Raw genomic sequence first — 15,273 nt, 5'->3', positions numbered from 1 at the left:
TCCCACCCCGGACGCCCTGGTCGCGCCCTAGCGTCGGCGATATGCCTGCCCCGATCGACAGTGCCCCGCCGACCGTCATCGACGTGGTGCTGCCCTGCCTGGACGAGGCCGCCGCGTTGCCCGGCGTGCTCGCCGCCCTGCCACCCGGATACCGGGCCGTCGTGGTGGACAACGGCTCCCGGGACGGCTCACCGGAGGTCGCCGCCCGGCACGGCGCCCGGGTGGTCCACGAGCCGCGCCGGGGCTACGGCGCCGCCGTGCACACCGGGGTGGAGGCGGCCGGTACCGAGCTGGTGTGCGTGCTCGACGCCGACGGCTCGTTCGACCCGGCCGACCTGCCGGCGCTGGTGGCCCCGGTGGCGGCTGGCACGGCGGATCTCGCGGTCGGTCGCCGCCGGCCGGTCGGCGCCGGCGTCTGGCCGTGGCACGCCCGGGCCGGTACGGCGCTGGTCGCCGCGCTGCTGCGTCGCCGGGGCGTGCCGCTGCGCGACCTCAGCCCGATCCGGGTGGCCCGCCGCGACGCGCTGCTCGCCCTCGGCGTCACCGACCGGGCCTTCGGCTACCCCCTCGAACTGCTGATCCGGGCGGCCGCCGCCGGCTGGCGGATCCGGGAACTCGACGTCCCGTACGCGCCCCGGACCGCCGGCACCCGGTCGAAGGTCTCCGGCTCGGTCCGGGGCACCCTGCGCGCGACCCGCGACTTCGCGGGCGTGCTGCGCACCGTCGGCGGTCCCCGGTGACCATCCTGCTGGTGGTCGCGAAGGCGCCGGTGCCGGGCGCGGTGAAGACCCGGCTCTGCCCGCCGGCCAGCCCCGCCCAGGCGGCCCGGATCGCCGCCGCCGCGCTGCGGGACACGCTGGACACGGTGCGGGCCACCCCCGGGGTGACCCCCGTGCTGGCCTGGACCGGCCGGTTGGACGACGCCGTCGACGGGGCGGCGCTGGCCGAGACGCTCACCGGCTGGACGATGCTGGAGCAGCGCGGCGCCGACCTGGGTGAGCGGCTCGCCAACGCGTACGCCGAGGTCGCCGCCGCGTATCCGGGCCGGCCGGTGCTCCAGATCGGGATGGACACCCCGCAGCTGACGCCGGCCCGGCTGGCCGCCGCGGTGCGTCGGCTGGACAGCGTGGAGGCGGTGCTCGGCGCGGCGCTCGACGGCGGCTGGTGGTCGCTGGGCCTGCGCGATCCGCGGCACGCGACGCTGCTGCGTACGGTGCCGATGTCCACCCCGGAGACCGGCCGGGGCACCTGGTCGGCGCTGGGGGAGCGGGGCCTGCGCACGGCCGCGCTGCCGGTGCTGCGCGACGTCGACGAGTGGCCGGACGCGCTGGCGGTCGCCGCGAGCGTGCCGAGCGGCCGGTTCGCCCGGCAGGTCGGCGCGGTCCGCCGCGACCTGGTCCCGTGGGGGCGCGGATGAGCTCCGACGGGTTCGGCACCGCACTGCGCGACCGGGCGGACGGCCACTGGCTGGTGCACGGCGACGGGCGGCGCAGCCGCCTGCCGGTGCGCCGCTGGCACGGCCCGGCCGAGCCCGCCGCGACCGAGGTGGTGGCGCGCTGCGCCGGCCCGACGCTCGACCTGGGATGCGGTCCCGGTCGGCTCACGGTGGCGCTGGCCCGGGCCGGGATCACGGCGGTCGGCGTCGACGTCTGCGGGTACGCGGTCGCCGCCGCCCGGGCCCGGGGCGCGGTGGCGATCCACGGTGACCTGTTCGACCCGCTGCCGGGCGAGGGGCGCTGGGCGCACGTCGTACTGCTCGACGGCAACATCGGCATCGGCGGTGACCCGGTCGCCCTGTTGCGCCGCTGCCGGGCGCTGCTCGACCCCGCCGGCACCGTGCTGGTCGAGCTGGAACCGCCCGGGGCCGGGCTCTGGCAGGGGCAGGCCCGGGTGGCCTCGCCGCGCCGGCCCGGCCAGCCCGCCCTCGGTCCGGCGTTCCGCTGGGCCCGCCTCGACACCCGGGCGGTGCACCAGGTCGCCAGCCGGGTCGGCCTCTCGGTGCGCGAGGTGTTCCGCCGCGACGGACGCTGGTTCGGCGAGCTGACGGTGCCGCCGGCCGCCGGGTGACCATCGCGGCGGGTGATTGCCCGCGCTGATGCGGCCCTGGGGCTGCTGTGCCGGCCCGGCTAGGTGGCCGCGGCGGGCAGCCGGACGACGAACCGGCAGCCGCCGGTCACGTTCTGCACGTCCACCCGCCCGCCGTGTGCCTCGACCAGCCCCCGGACGATGGCCAGGCCCAACCCGCCGGAGCCCTCCCCGTTGGAGCGGGGGGTGCGGGCGGGCTCGCCGCGGAACGCCACGTCGAAGAGGCGGGGCAGGTCGTTCTCGGGGATCCCGCCGCAGGTGTCCGCGACGGCCAGCCAGGCGTCGTCCCGCCCTCGGCCGCCGTCGACGTGGACGGTGCCGTCCTCCGGGGTGTAGCGCACCGCGTTGAGCAGCAGGTTGCCGACCACCCGGGCCAGCTCGGGCTCGCTGGCCAACACGGTCGGCCAGCCCGACTCGGCGGCGACCAGCCGGATCCGCCGGGCGGCGGCGAGCGGCGCGGCGCCGGCGAGCGCGTCGGAGACCACCTCGCCGAGCGGTACCGCGCTCAGCGACAGCCGCAGCGCGCCGGCGTTGATCCGGGACAGTTCGAAGAGGTCGTCCACCAGCCGGGTCATCCGGTCGGTCTGGACCCGGATCCGCCGGTGGTACTCGGCCACCGTCGCCGGGTCGTCGACAACCCGGTCCTCCAGCGCCTCGGCCATCGCGCGCAGCCCGGCCAGCGGGGTGCGCAGGTCGTGGGAGACCCAGGCGACCAGGTCCCGGCGGCCCTTCTCGATCCGGCGTTCCCGCTCCCGCGCCTGGTCGGCCCAGACCGCGGCGACGGCGAGCCGCCGGCCGAAGGACCAACCGATCGCGAGGCTCACCGCCGCCGCGGCGGCCACGGTGAGCAGCACCACCTGCAGGTCGTGCGGGGACAGGAACATCGCCTGGGCGACCACCACCACGCCGGCAACCACCGCCGCCACGGTCACCGCCAGCAGTACGCAGACGTGCACGGTGATCGACCGGTGCCGCAGCAGGCGCAGCGCGAGCGCGCCGACCAGGCCGACGCCGAGCGCCGCCGCCAGCGCCATGAGGAAGATCAGCGCGAGGTCACGCATCGGCGGGTTGGTATCGGTAGCCGACGCCCCAGACGGTGACGATGCGGCGCGGCTCGGCCGGGTCGTCCTCGATCTTCTCCCGCAAGCGTCGCACGTGCACGGTCACCGTCGACTGGTCGCCGAAGTTCCAGCCCCAGACCCGCTCCAGCAGCTCCGCGCGGCGGAACGCCCGCGCCGGATGGCGCATCAGGTGGGCCAGCAGGTCGAACTCGCGCAGCGTCAGGGTCAGCTCCCGGCCGTGCAGGGTGGCCAACCGTGGTCCGGTCGCCACCTCGAGGCCGGCGTCGGCGAAGACCTCGGCCGCCGGGGGAGCGGGCTCGCCGGCCCGGCGCAGCACCGAGGTGACCCGCAGCACCAGCTCTCGTGGCGAGAACGGCTTGCCCAGGTAGTCGTCCGCGCCCAGTTGCAGGCCGAGCACCCGGTCCGCCTCGTCGCCGCGGGCGGTGAGCATGATGATGGGTACGCCGTCCGGCCGCTCGCGCAGCCGCCGGCACACCTGCAACCCGTCCAGTCCGGGCAGCATCAGGTCGAGCACCACCAGGTGCGGCCGGCGCTCGTGCACCGCGTCGAGCGCGGCGAGGCCGTCCCCGACGTGGCTCACCTCGTAGCCGGCGTGCTCCAGGTAGCGGCAGACCACGTCGCTGACCGTCCGGTCGTCGTCGACCACCAGCACCCGCTGCCCCACGCGCACCTCCCGGCCGCCAGCCTAACCAGGCCGTCCGCCGGGCCGAGGCGACGAGATGTTGCGGCTTCCTTACGGCGGCCGGCGCTGACCGGCACCTCAGTAGCTCGGCGGTGGCTGCGTACGATGCGGGGTCGGCATCCCTCGTCGCGGCGGAGGTATCGGTAGATGGCAGGCCAGCACGAGGGCTTCGCCCTCGGTGTCGACCTCGGCACGTCCAACACGGTCGCCGTGCTGCGCTGGCCGGACGGGCGGACCCGTGCGTTGCTGGTGGACGGTCAGCCGATCATGCCCTCGGCCGTGTACGCGGACTCCGACGGAAGGCTCCACGCCGGTCTGGACGCCCGGCGGCTGGCGCAGGAGGACCCGGCCCGGTTCGAGCCGAACCCGAAGCGCCGGATCGCCGAGCCGGCCGTCCCGCTCGGCGACCGCGAGTTCGCCCCCGCCGAGCTGCTCGGCGCGGTGCTGCACGCGGTCGGCCGATCCGCGGTGGCGACGGTCGGCTTCCTACCCCCGGCCGTGCTCACCTGCCCGGCGGCCTGGGACGCCCCGCGCCGGCACGTGCTCAATGACGCGCTGCTGCGCGCCGGCTGGCCGCAGGCGGCCGAACACACCCTGGCCGGCCCCACGCCCCCCGGAACGCGGCTGCTGCGCGAGCCGGTGGCCGCCGCCCGCTACTACACCGAGGTGCTGCGTCGTCCGGTGCCGGTCGGCGAGGCGATCGCGGTCTTCGACTTCGGCGGCGGCACCCTGGACGTCGCCGTGGTCCGCAACGACGGCGCCGATCCGTGGGGTGACTCCGGCTTCACGGTGATCTCCTGCGGCGGCCTGCCCGACCTCGGCGGGCTGGACGTCGACCTCGCGCTCGTCGAACGCGTCGGCGAGCTGGTCGCCGGGCGGCACCCGGAGCAGTGGGCGCGGCTGACCGAACCACGCGACGCCACCGGGCGGCGCGATCGCGTCCAGCTCTGGGACGAGGTACGCGGCGCGAAGGAGATGCTCTCCCGCGGCACCACCGCGCCGGTGGCGGTGCCCGGGATCGCCGAGGCGGTGCGTCTGACCCGCGACGACGTGGAGCGCGCCGCCACGCCGCTGCTGCGCCGCGCGGTGGCCGCCGCCCGTGCGGTGATCGCCGAGGCCGGCCTGACTCCCGAGCAGCTGGCCGGGCTCTTCCTGGTCGGTGGCTCGTCCCGGATGCCACTGGTGGCCCGGATGCTCCATGCCGACCTCGGGATCGCGCCGACCGTGCTGGAGCAGCCGGAGCTGCCGGTGGCCGAGGGCGCGCTCACCGACCTGCCGCTGCGCCGCCCGGCCGGACGCCCGCCCCAGCCGATGCCCGCCCCCGCCGCGCCGGCTGCCGCGCCCGCCGTACCCGCGCAGGCCGCCCCGCCGCCCGCCGTACCCGGACAGGCCGCCCCGCCGGCCGCTGTCACGGCACCGACCGTGCCCGCCGCGTCGCCCGGGCCGGCGGCGGACGACCCGACCCGGCCGGCCTCCGGTCCGGGTACGACGGTGCCGGCCGGTGCCCCGGCGGTGCCGGCGACCCTGGCGGCGACGATGCCGGCCGGTGTCGGCCTCGGACCCACCCTCGCCGACCTGGCCGAGCACCCGACGGCGCTGCCGGAGCCCGGAGGCCCGGTCTCCGCGCCCCCTCTCGGCGGCCCACCGCCCCTGCCGCCCTACGGCAGTCCGGCCTCGCCCTCGCCCGGTGGCCCGTCCGCCCCGGCGTTCGGTAGGCCGACATCCCCGGCGTTCGGCGGTCCGTCCGGTCCGGCGTTCGGCGGGCCGCCCGGGCCACCGTTCGGCGCCGCCGCGTCCGGCCCGCCGGGCGGCGGGCCGGTGTCGCCGGCTCGGCCCGGTGGGCGGGCCGGTCGCCGGCGGCGGGTCTGGTGGATCGCGCTGGGCGCGGTCCTCGCGCTCGCCGGGGTGGGCGCCGCGGCGGCGCTCTACCTGACCCGGGACCGCTACCCGGGGCTGGAGTGGCAGGAGGCGCTGACCGAGGTGGCCCGGCCGAAGGCCGGCGACGAGCGGCCCACCGGGATGTGGACCGCGGTGCTCGGCGACCGCGCCTACCTGGCGTACCAGCGGGCCGACAACCAGCTCGAGGTGGTCGCGGTCGACGCTGGCACCGGTGACGAGCTGTGGCGCAAGCAGACCGGCTTCGTCGCGGACGACTGGGAGCGGCTGGTCGCCGTCCCGGGCGCGGTGGCGATCTTCGCCGACGCGCCCGGCGACAGCACCCCGCGCGAGCTGGTGATCCTGGACGGTGCGACCGGCGAGCGGCGCTGGAACCGCCCGGTGCGCGGCGACGACGAGGTCTTCTTCACCGAGCGGACGGCGGTGCTGGTCGACCGGACCGAGCACCGGCTGGTCGGCCTGTGGATGGATCACGGCCGGGAGCGGTGGAGCCAGCCCAACCCGAAGGAGCAGTACGGCAGCACCCGGACCGAGGTCCTGCCGGTGGGCACCGACGCGGGAGCCGGCGGGCCGGCGTACCTGGACGGCGGGTCCCGTGACCCGTGGGAGGACGGGCAGACGCGGCGGCTGGTGCAGGTCGGCGCGGACCGGTCGGTGCGACTGGTCGACATGGACAGTGGCGGGATCGTCCGCGAGTGGGGCGCGGTCGCCGACCTCGACGACCTGCTGGCGGCCCACGAGGACCGGCTCTACGTGGCGAACAACGACAGCGGCTATCAGCTGCTCGCCTACGACCTGAACTCGTCGGCGAAGCCGGTGCTGCTCTACCGCTCCCCGGACGACCGGCGCCGGCCGAAGGCGCTGGTGGCCTGCGGCGAGCGGCGCGCCTGCCTGCTGGAGGTGCCGGATTCCGAGGCCGCGCGGACCGAGGTGGTGGCGGTCAACGAGAAGGGCCGGGTCAACTGGCCGGCCCCGAACGCCTCGACGCTGGTGCCGCTCGGCGAGCGCCTGCTCGTGCAGCGCAGCGACCCGGCCACGACGAGCACCATCTTCGACGCCGAGGGCAAGGCGGTGCTGCGTGACCGTGACGGTGTCGGGGTGCGGGTCGACGCCGGCAACGTGCTCGTCTTCGCCAAGCCGCCGAGCACGGTGCAGGACGACCGCAGCATGGCCGGGGTGTGGGCGGGCACCGGGGAGGTGGCCGAGCTGGGCCAGCTCAAGGACGTACGCAGCGCCACCTGCTCGTGGAACACCCGGGTCATCGCCTGCGGAGCGGAGAAGGACTTCGTGCTCTACCGCTTCGCCTCCGACTGACCCGGGTGGTCACGCGTGGCCGATCAGTCGAGGCAGAACTCGTTGCCCTCCGGGTCGGCCATGATGATGTGACCGGCGCCGAGCGGGGGAGCGGGCTCGTGGCGGCTGAGCCGGGTGGCGCCACGGGAGACGAGCCGTTCGGCCTCCGTCTCCAGGGCGGCCATCCGCGCGTCTCCCTCGAGCCCCGGGGCGGCCCGTACGTCGAGGTGCACCCGGTTCTTGACCTGCTTGGGCTCCGGCACCCGCTGGAAGAACAATCGCGGCCCCGCGCCCTCGGGGTCGAGCAACGCCGAGGCGTCGTTGCGGCGCTCGGGCGGCACGCCCATCGCCTCCAGCGCCTGCTCCCACGACTCGAAGCCCGGGGGCGGGTCCTGTAGCCGGTAGCCGAGGGTGTCGGCCCAGAACGCCGCCAGCCCGGCCGGGTCGGCGCAGTCGAAAGTGATCTGTACGTCGCGGGCCATCTCAGCTCGCCTCCCGTCGGGTCTGCTGGTCGGTGTGCAGGTGGAGGTCGCGAAGCAGGCAGACCTCGGCCAGATGGTGGATCAGCTCACGGTTGATGTGCAGCACCAGCGCCGCCATCGGGTGCTCGGCGTACGGCCCCTCCGCCTCCCCGCACGGGCGGGCGAGACCGGCTTCGCCGAGCGACTCGACCCCGGCCTGCCAGGTGGCGTACTCCGTGTCGAGCTGGGCCAGCGCCGCCTTCGCGGTCGCAGCGTACTCGAACGACTGGTAGTCGGTGGGCGCGCGAGAGAAGTGCGCGGCGTTTCGCACCGCGAGCACCCCGACGATCACGTGCCCGAGCCGCCAGGCGATCGTCGTGAACGGTGGCGGGTCGGGCTGCGACATCGCGAAGTCGATGGTCATCGCGCCGGAGCCGGCCTGCACCGGCGCCGTGCCGGTGCCGCGGGGGCGCACGCTCCAGGAGCCGGGCGAGGGCTCCCAGAAGTACTCGTCGTCGGTGAGCCCGTCGAGGCGATCGCGTAACTGGTGGGTCCAGTGCCAGGCGAGCTGGTCCCGTAGCAGGGAGTTCCAGGTCGGGTCGGTCATGGGTGCAGCCTGCCGCAGATTGCGGACAGGATCGTTCCGTGATCTGTGGAACGATCGACGCGTGACCGTCGAGGCGACGACCGAGCGGGTGTTGCGGTTGCTGGCGCTGCTGCAGCGCCGGCCGTCCTGGACCGCCGTCGAGCTCGCCGTCGAGCTGGGGGTCACCGACCGCTCGGTGCGCCGCGACGTCGAGCGGCTGCGCGCGCTCGGCTACCCCGTGCACGCGACGCCGGGCGTCGGTGGCGGCTACCAGCTCGGCGCCGGCACCCGGCTGCCGCCGCTGCTGCTCGACGACGAGGAGGCGATCGCGACCGCGGTTTCCCTGCGGCTGGCGTCGGGCGGCACGGTCGCCGGAGCGGGCGAGGCGGCGCTGCGAGCCCTCGCCAAGCTCGACCAGGTGATGCCGTCCCGGCTGCGCGCCGAGGTGCGGGCGGTCTACGGCGCCACCGAGACGCTGGTCGGCCCCGGGGTCGAGATCGACGCGGAGCTGCTGGTCACCCTCGCGCGGGCCTGTCGCGACGCCGTGCGGGTCCGGTTCCGCTACCCCGGCCGCGACGGCGGGGAGGGCGAGCGCACGGTCGAGCCGGTGCGGATGGTGACCACCGGCCGCCGCTGGTACCTGATGGCCTGGGACGTCGACCGCGACGACTGGCGCACCTTCCGGCTGGACCGGATGCGCGGGTTAAAGACGACGACCTGGCGCTTCCGGCCGAGGGAGCATCCGGACCCGGTCGCCTACGTGCAGCGCTCCGTGACCGAGTCGCCGTACCGCTATCTCGCCCGGGTGCGGGTGCACGCCCCGCCCGACCGGGTGCGGCAGCTGGTGCCGCCCCAGGTCGGGCGGGTCGAGGACGATCGCGACGGGTGGTGCGTGCTCGTCGTGGGCGGGGACGACCTGCACTGGCTCGCCGCGCACGTGGCCCGGCTGGGCTTCGAGGCGGAGGTGCTGGAGCCGCCGGAGCTGCGGGAGGCCGCCGCCCTGCTCGCGCGCCGCCTCGCGGCCATCGCCGGGACCGGCTAGTCGCGGTGCAGGACGACCAGGTCGGCGTCGTGGCTCGGGGTCCACTGCACCGGCAGGCCGACCGCGCCCAGGTGGCTGCCGGAGTAGCGCTGCTCGCCGTGCCGATACCGCGCGTCCGGGTCGAGGCCGCGCAGCGGCAGCCGCACCGGGCGCGACGGCAGCAGCCCGACGCCGTCCGACCGGCCGGTGTGCCAGGCCAGCACGACGACCGTCCGCCGGTCGGGCGAGGTGTACTGCACCGCGCAGCGGGCCTGGTCCGGCCCCCCGATCAGGTGCACCTCGCCCTGCGTGACCACCTCCCGGATCTCCTTGTACCGGGCGATCCAGCCGGCTGCCTCGGCCCGCTGCTCCGGGGTCCAGTGCCGGATGTCCGCGCCGATGCCGAGCACTCCGGCCATCGCCAGCACGAACCGGAACGCCAGCGACCGGGGCCGCGGGTCGAAGATCCCGGGCGCGTCGGTCACCCACGAACTGAGCAGGTGCGGGGCGTTGGCGTGCAGGAAGCCGTGCTGGATGGCCAGCCGGTCCATCGGGGCGGTGTTGTCGCTGGGCCAGAAGATGTCGGCCCGGGCGGCCATCGCCAGGTCGGTGCGGGCGCCACCGCCCGCGCACGATTCGATGAGCACGTCCGGGTGGTCCTTGCGCAACCGGTCGTAGACGCGGTGCAGGGCGGCCACGTGCGCGCCGTCCAGGTCGACCGCGCCGTGGGCGCCGGCCCGGCCCGGTTCGGTCCGCGGCCGGTTGAAGTCCCACTTCAGGTACGCGATGTCGTAGCGGCGCAGCAGGTCGTCGAGGGTGCCGTGGACGAACTCGGCGACCTCCGGGCGGCCCAGGTCGAGCAGGTACTGGTTGCGGATCGGAGTGAGCGGCCGACCGTCGACGCGGTACACCCAGTCGGGGTGCTCGGCGTAGAGCCGGGACTTGGGGCTGACGCACTCCGGCTCCACCCAGAGCCCGAACCGCAGCCCCAGCGCGCGCACCTCGGCGATGAACGCCTCGAAGCCGTCCGGGAAGCTGGCCGGGTCGGGTGACCAGTCGCCGAGGCCGGTGGTGTCGTCGGTGCGGCCGAGGAACCAGCCGTCGTCCACCACGAAGGTCTCCACGCCGAGGTCGGCGGCGATCCGGGCGAGCGCGAGCTGGCTCTTGGCGTCGACCGAGAAGTAGGTCGCCTCCCACGAGTTGTAGAGCACCGGCCGGGGGGTCAGCCGGTCCCCGGCGAGTAGCCGCTGATAGCGGTGCCAGACCCGGGCCAGCCCGTCCAGCCCGTCGGCGCTGTACGCCCCGGCGACCTCGGGCAGGGTCAGCTCGGCGCCGGCCGGCAGCTCCAGTGGCCCGTCGGCCAGTTGGCGGCCGGCCCGTACCCGGGTCAGCCCGCCGGTGTCGCGCTCGGCGGTGATCTCCCAGGAGCCGGTCCAGGCCACCGCGACGCCCCAGGTGGGGCCGTCCGGTGCGGCCCGGTCGCGCACGGCCAGCCACGGTACGTGCAGGTGGCCGGGGACGCCCTGGCTGCTGCCGATGGTGAACCCGCCGTGGCCGAGGTCGACGTGGTCGAGTTGGAACTCCTGCGCCCACTGGCCCCACTGGTGGCTGAGCACCGCCCCGTGCGGGGTCGGCACGCAGAACCCGGCCGAGCCGGCCCGGACCAGCCGCAGCGGTTCGGCGCCGGTGTTGGTCAGCTCCACCCAGCGTCGTACCACGTCGGTGCCGGTGGGCACGGCGTAGCGCAGCACGGCGCGCAGCCCGGTGACCGGGTCGGCGAAGTTGACCGCGAGCGTGCCGGCGGCCGCGTCGTGCGCCGCCTCGGCGAAGCCGAACGCCACCCGCCGGTGCCCGCTGGTGGTCTCCACCACCAGGTCCGCGCCGGTGAACGGCCGATCGGCGTCGGTGGCGTACTCGACCGGGGCGGCGTCCCCGGCGGTGAGGAACGGCACCGGCCCGTCGTACGCGACGGGCGAGGGCCCGTCGCTCACCCCGTGCGGGCCCCACGCGGAGAGCTCCAACCAGCGCCCGTGCGCCGGCAGCGTCACGGTGTACTCGGTCCGCGCGCCGCGCAGCGTCCACCGCTGCGCCACGCCCTGCCCTGCCCCGCTCACTTGACCTCCTTGGTTCGCGACTGCGGGGCTCGCAAGAGCGGCTCACTCCTCGCGCTCACTTGACCGCTCCGATCGCCAGGCCCGAGACGAAGTGCCGCTGGAACCGCAGGAAGACCGCCACGGTCGGGACCGCGGCGATGACCGTGCCGGCGGCGATGACGCTCCACGACGAGACGAACTGACCCTGGAGCGCGAGCAGCGCCGGGGTGACCGGCATCCGGTCGTCGGTACGCAGCACGGTGATCGCCCAGAGCAGGTCGTTGAAGATCCAGGTGAAGGAGAGCGCGCCGAGCGCGGCCAGCGCCGGCCGGGTCAGCGGCAGCATCACCCGGGCGAAGATCTGCCACGGGCCGGCCCCGTCGATGGTCGCCGCCTCCTGGATCTCACCGGGCAGGTCGCGCATGAAACCGTGCAGCACGAACGTGTAGAACCCGAGCCCGAACCCGACCTGCACCGCGATCAGCGCCCAGAGCGTGTCGTACAGGCCGGTCAGTTCGCTGAACTTCTGCACCGGGATCAGCAGGATCTGCGGCGGCAGCAGGTTGCCGGCGAGCATCAGCAGCAGGATGGTGCGCCGCCCGGGGATCCGGTAGCGGCTCAACGCGAACGCCCCGACCGCGGCCAACGCCAGGCTCAGCGCCACCGACGGGATGGTCACCAGCATGCTGTTGATCAGCGCCTGGAGCTCGCCGCCGTCGGTCCACGCCTGGCGGTACGTGTCGAGGGTGAACGAGTGGGGCAGGCTGCCCACGCCGTGGGCGGCGATGTCGTCGAAGGTGCGGGTGGACATCACGACCACCCAGAGCACCGGGGCGAGCCAGAGCAGCGAGAGCAGGATCATGCCGCTGTGGAAGGCCCCGGTGCGGAACTTCTGGATCACGCTTCCTCCCGGAACGCACGCACGAGGTAGCCGAGGATGACCGCGAGTGCGAGCACGAAGATCACCACGGCGATCGCCGAGGCGTACCCGAGCCGCAGGCTCTGGAAGGCCGCCGAGTACATGTAGGTGCTGAGCAGCTCGGAGGAGTGGTACGGCCCGCCGCGGGTCAGCGACCAGACGATGTCGAACGAGCGCAGCGAGTCGATCACGATGACCGACAGCACGACGGCGTTGACCCCCTTGAGCTGGGGCACGGTGACGTGCCAGAGCCGCTGCCACGCGTTCGCCCCGTCCATCCGGGCGGCCTCGTGCAGCGCCGGGTCGATCGCCTTGAGACCGGCGAGGAAGAGCACCATCACGTAGCCGATCTGCCGCCAGAGCGCCGGCAGGATCACCGCGTAGAGCGCGGTCTCCGGGTCGGCGAGCCATGGCCGGATGAGATGCTCCAACCCGATCGCGCGCAGGATCGAGTCGGCCACCCCGTCGGGTTGGTAGAAGACCCGCCAGACCAGCGCCGTCACCACCAGGGAGAAGACCACCGGGGTGAAGAGGGCGGCCCGGTAGAAGCCGACGCCCCGGCGGTCCCGTTGCAGCAGCAGCGCCATCCCGAAGCCGCCGACGACGGAGAGCCCGCCGAAGAGCACCAGCCAGATGACCGTGTTGATGAGGGCGCCGCGGAAGGTGGCGTCGCCGACCAGTTCGACGTAGTTGTCGACGCCGATGAACTGCGGCGGGGTCTGGCCGTCCCAGCGGGTCAGCGAGAACCAGAAGCCTTGCAGCGCCGGCCAGAACACCCAGATGCTCTCGACGGCGAAGGGCACCAGCACGAACGCCGCCAGCAGCGGCGACAGTCGAGCCGACCGTCGCCGCCGCCGCGGTGTGCCGGCCACATCGGACGCCGTCGTCCGGGGTGTGTCGGCCTTGGTGGACACGTCTGTCACGTCAGCCCTTGAAGACCTTCTCGGCGCCGGCCTGCCACTCCCGCAGGATCGCGTCGATCTGGTCCGGCTTGTCGATGAACTTGGTCAGCGCGGTGTCCGCCGTCGGCTGGAGCGCGTCGCTGGAATCGCGGTTGAAGAACTGGGTCAGCTCCGCGGCGCTCTCCAGCATCGCCTTGCCCTTGCTCACCAGCGGGGAGTCGGCGGCCTTGGCCTTCGGGTGCGCCGGCAGCACGATCCCGGAGCTGGACCGGACGTACTCCTCCTGGGCCTCGACCGAGGCCAGGTAGCTCAGCAGCGCCTTGGTGCCGGTCGCGTTGCCGGTCTTGGCGCTGGCGAAGAAGCCGTCGGTCGGCGCCTCCTCGGCCACCGGCACCGCCGGGTCGATGATCGGGAATCGGAAGAAGTCCAGGTCACCCAGGGCGTCCTTGGGCGCGGCGTCGGCGAAGAAGGTGCCGATCAGGAACATCCCGGTCTTACCGGCGAGCAGCGCGGTGGTCGCCTCCTGGAACGGGTACGCCTTGCCCTTCGGGTCGAAGTAGGGCAGGGCCTCGCGCCAGCGCAGGAAGACCGCCTTGACCTTCGGGTCGTCGAAGCGCTGCTTGCCGGCGAGCAGCTCGCGGTGGAACTGCGCGCCGTTGATCCGGATGTTGAGGTAGTCGAACCAGGCCGAGGCGACCCAGGGGGTGTCGCCGAGGCCGATGCCGATCGGCGGGACTCCCTTGCTCTGGATGGTCTGGCAGACCGACAGGAACTCGGCCCAGGTCTTCGGCTCCTGCACGCCCCACTTGGCGAAGTTGCTCTTGCGGTAGAAGAAGCCCCACCAGTAGTTGGTCATCGGCACGAAGACCTGCTTGCCGCTGGCGTCGGTGGAGAGCGTGCGCAGCGACTGCGGGTACTCGCCCAGCCCCTGCCAGACGTCCGAGACGTCGAGCAGCAGCCCCTTGCTGGCGTAGTCGTTGGCCACCGAGCCCGCGTACCAGGTGTAGAGGTCCGGCGGGTTCGCGGAGGTGAGGTAGGTCGGCAGCTGGGTGCGGAAGGTCTCCGAGGCGATCGTGTTGACCGACGCGGTGCCCTTGCCCTGCTTGTTGAAGCTGTCGATCAGCTTCTCGATCGCCGTCTTGGCCTGCGGCGACGAGAGGTTGGACTGGAGGGTCACGGCCTTGGAGCCGCCACCGCCGCTCGCGGGCCCGCTGGCGGAGCTGGCGCAGGCGGTGAGCAACGGGCCGGCGCCGAGCACGCCCAGGCCGGCGAGCCCGAGGTGGCCGAGGAGCCGGCGGCGGCCGGGGTCGAAGTCGGTCACGCGGTGTCCCTTCCTCATCGACACGCTGCGTCACTCGCTTGTGTGTCGGTGGTGTGAACGATGTGACCAGAAGGTTGCATCCGAGCCGGCTGACTGTCAAGATGTATTCGTAATTAATGGTTAAACGGCTCGGTGTGGGGTGTCGATGAGTCCGGACGCGCGTCGGTTGGACGGTAGAACAGCGCTGGTCACAGGCGCGTTCGGGGGCATCGGTGCGGCGACGGCTCGACGCCTGGCCGCCGAGGGTGCCCGGGTCGCCCTGCTCGACGTCCGCGACTGCACACCGCTGGTCGAGGAGTTGACCGCCGCCGGCGGGCAGGCACTGTCCGTGCTGGCCGACGTCGCCGACGAGGCATCCTGGACGGCTGCGGTCGACCGGGTGCGCGCCGGGCTCGGCCCGGTCGACATCCTGGTCAGCAACGCCTACGCGGTCGAGGTCGCGCCCGCGCACCAGACCAGCCGGGCGTCCTGGGACCGGCAGCTCGGGGTCAGCCTCACCGGCGCGTTCCTCGGCGTCCGGGCCTGCCTCGACGACCTGGTCGCCCGCTCCGGCGCGGTGGTGCTGGTGTCGTCGGTGCACGCGCTGGTGGGCCTCCCCGGCCGACCGGCGTACGCCGCGGCCAAGGGCGCCCTGGTGTCCCTCGGGCGCCAGCTCGCCGTCGAGTACGGGCCCCAGGTCCGGGTCAACAGCGTGCTCCCCGGCCCGATCCTCACCGGCGCCTGGGACGGCATCGACGAGGAGGACCGCCGCCGCAGCGTCGCCCAGACGGTGGCGCAGCGCTTCGGCACACCCGACGAGGTGGCGGCGGTGGTGGCGTTCCTCGCCTCGCCGGACGCCGCCTACGTCACCGGCGCGAGCCTGGTGGTGGACGGCGGTTGGACCGCGGTGAAAGCCTCGGCCTGAGAGATCGAAACCGACGAGCGAAAAGGCG

At 74.4% G+C, this 15,273-nt stretch carries 14 protein-coding genes; 6 read left to right on the top strand and 8 right to left on the bottom strand.

The window, feature by feature from the left end; genetic code table 11:
- Nucleotides 1-41 precede the first annotated feature (41 nt).
- Genes ACIP9D_RS02445 through ACIP9D_RS02435 form a run of 3 tightly spaced genes read left to right on the top strand, consistent with a single transcriptional unit; the run spans nt 42 to nt 2,067 of the window.
- Nucleotides 42-740 (top strand): glycosyltransferase family 2 protein, encoded by a 699-nt coding sequence (locus tag ACIP9D_RS02445; RefSeq protein WP_350870172.1) that lies wholly within the window; start codon nt 42-44, stop codon nt 738-740.
- Nucleotides 737-1,417 (top strand): TIGR04282 family arsenosugar biosynthesis glycosyltransferase, encoded by a 681-nt coding sequence (locus ACIP9D_RS02440; protein ID WP_350870170.1) that lies wholly within the window; start codon nt 737-739, stop codon nt 1,415-1,417. Before ACIP9D_RS02445 ends, ACIP9D_RS02440 begins: the two co-directional genes overlap by 4 nt.
- A complete protein-coding gene (locus ACIP9D_RS02435; RefSeq protein WP_350870168.1) occupies nt 1,414-2,067 on the top strand; it encodes a class I SAM-dependent methyltransferase in 654 nt (217 codons plus the stop codon). The genes ACIP9D_RS02440 and ACIP9D_RS02435 overlap by 4 nt, the downstream gene beginning before the upstream one ends.
- Nucleotides 2,068-2,126: 59 nt before the next feature.
- Here ACIP9D_RS02435 and ACIP9D_RS02430 read toward each other — a convergent pair whose 3' ends face one another.
- Nucleotides 2,127-3,146 (bottom strand): ATP-binding protein, encoded by a 1,020-nt coding sequence (locus ACIP9D_RS02430; RefSeq protein WP_350870166.1) that lies wholly within the window; start codon nt 3,144-3,146, stop codon nt 2,127-2,129.
- A complete protein-coding gene (locus ACIP9D_RS02425) occupies nt 3,139-3,831 on the bottom strand; it encodes a response regulator transcription factor (RefSeq protein WP_350870164.1) in 693 nt (230 codons plus the stop codon). Before ACIP9D_RS02425 ends, ACIP9D_RS02430 begins: the two co-directional genes overlap by 8 nt.
- Before the next feature lie 165 nt (nt 3,832-3,996).
- On the opposite strand from ACIP9D_RS02425, the gene ACIP9D_RS02420 reads away from it, so the two are divergent.
- On the top strand, nt 3,997-7,059 hold the full coding sequence (locus tag ACIP9D_RS02420) for a hsp70 family protein (RefSeq protein ID WP_350870162.1): 3,063 nt from the start codon (nt 3,997-3,999) through the stop codon (nt 7,057-7,059).
- A 23-nt stretch (nt 7,060-7,082) separates the two neighbouring features.
- Here ACIP9D_RS02420 and ACIP9D_RS02415 read toward each other — a convergent pair whose 3' ends face one another.
- Both ACIP9D_RS02415 and ACIP9D_RS02410 read right to left on the bottom strand, forming a co-directional pair.
- The gene (locus tag ACIP9D_RS02415; RefSeq protein WP_350870159.1) at nt 7,083-7,520 is read right to left on the bottom strand and encodes a VOC family protein; all 438 of its coding nucleotides are present in this window, start codon (nt 7,518-7,520) and stop codon (nt 7,083-7,085) included.
- A gap of 1 nt (nt 7,521) precedes the next feature.
- Nucleotides 7,522-8,106 (bottom strand): DinB family protein, encoded by a 585-nt coding sequence (locus tag ACIP9D_RS02410; protein ID WP_350870157.1) that lies wholly within the window; start codon nt 8,104-8,106, stop codon nt 7,522-7,524.
- 61 nt (nt 8,107-8,167) lie between these two features.
- Here ACIP9D_RS02410 and ACIP9D_RS02405 point away from each other — a divergent pair, with 61 nt between their 5' ends.
- Nucleotides 8,168-9,127, top strand: coding sequence for a YafY family protein (locus ACIP9D_RS02405; RefSeq protein ID WP_350870156.1), 960 nt, complete (start codon nt 8,168-8,170; stop codon nt 9,125-9,127).
- Here the strand turns inward: ACIP9D_RS02405 and ACIP9D_RS02400 are convergent.
- From ACIP9D_RS02400 to ACIP9D_RS02385, 4 genes are read right to left on the bottom strand one after another with little or no spacing between them, the layout of a single operon-like run.
- A complete protein-coding gene (locus tag ACIP9D_RS02400; RefSeq protein WP_350870154.1) occupies nt 9,124-11,220 on the bottom strand; it encodes an alpha-galactosidase in 2,097 nt (698 codons plus the stop codon). The genes ACIP9D_RS02405 and ACIP9D_RS02400 overlap by 4 nt on opposite strands.
- Nucleotides 11,221-11,275: 55 nt before the next feature.
- Nucleotides 11,276-12,100, bottom strand: a complete 825-nt coding sequence (locus tag ACIP9D_RS02395) for a carbohydrate ABC transporter permease (protein WP_350870152.1) — start codon at nt 12,098-12,100, stop codon at nt 11,276-11,278.
- Nucleotides 12,097-13,032: a sugar ABC transporter permease gene (locus ACIP9D_RS02390; RefSeq protein WP_350870150.1), complete on the bottom strand. Its 936-nt coding sequence runs from the start codon at nt 13,030-13,032 to the stop codon at nt 12,097-12,099. Before ACIP9D_RS02390 ends, ACIP9D_RS02395 begins: the two co-directional genes overlap by 4 nt.
- Nucleotides 13,033-13,042: 10 nt before the next feature.
- A complete protein-coding gene (locus ACIP9D_RS02385; protein WP_350870148.1) occupies nt 13,043-14,341 on the bottom strand; it encodes an extracellular solute-binding protein in 1,299 nt (432 codons plus the stop codon).
- Nucleotides 14,342-14,486: 145 nt separating this feature from the next.
- Here ACIP9D_RS02385 and ACIP9D_RS02380 point away from each other — a divergent pair, with 145 nt between their 5' ends.
- Entirely contained in the window at nt 14,487-15,245 is a 759-nt protein-coding gene (locus ACIP9D_RS02380) for an SDR family NAD(P)-dependent oxidoreductase (protein ID WP_400449183.1), read from the top strand.
- Nucleotides 15,246-15,273 lie beyond the last annotated feature (28 nt).

Origin of the sequence: Micromonospora sp. NPDC093243 (assembly GCF_044753725.1) — a bacterium.
In the GTDB taxonomy this organism is placed as follows: Bacteria; Actinomycetota; Actinomycetes; order Mycobacteriales; family Micromonosporaceae; genus Micromonospora.
Note: the sequence above shows the minus strand (reverse complement) of the source record. Positions and strands in the feature narration are given on the sequence as shown.